Genomic DNA, 284 nt, shown 5'->3' with positions numbered 1-284 from the left:
GCACAAGACCTTCTTGAGGATCGATGAGAAGGGGACGGAAGCGGCTGCGGCCACCGGGATCGCCGTCGAACCGACGAGCGCGCCTGTGACGCCGCCACCGACCTTCCGCGCCGACCACCCCTTCCTCTTTCTGATCCGCGACAAGGAGACCGGCGCCATTCTCTTCCTCGGCCGCATCAACCGCCCGGAGGCGCCGGCAGCCTAGCGGCCACACGTGGCATTCCCCGGGCGCCGCATCCTCACATGCGTCGTCCTGACGCGTCTCTGGCTTGGAGGGATGTGCT

General features: G+C 67.6%; 1 protein-coding gene. It reads left to right on the top strand.

Features of this window, described 5'->3' with window-relative positions; all coding sequences use genetic code 11:
- Positions 1 to 205 (top strand): serpin family protein (locus tag CVH10_RS19640; protein ID WP_146143126.1); only part of this gene is annotated, 205 nt, incomplete at its 5' end.
- Positions 206 to 284 lie beyond the last annotated feature (79 nt).

This window comes from Halomonas sp. ND22Bw (assembly GCF_003011945.1).
Classification (GTDB): Bacteria; Pseudomonadota; Gammaproteobacteria; order Pseudomonadales; family Halomonadaceae; genus Halomonas; species Halomonas halophila.
The sequence above is the reverse complement of the archived record's forward strand: the minus strand, read 5'-3'. Positions and strand labels throughout refer to the sequence as shown.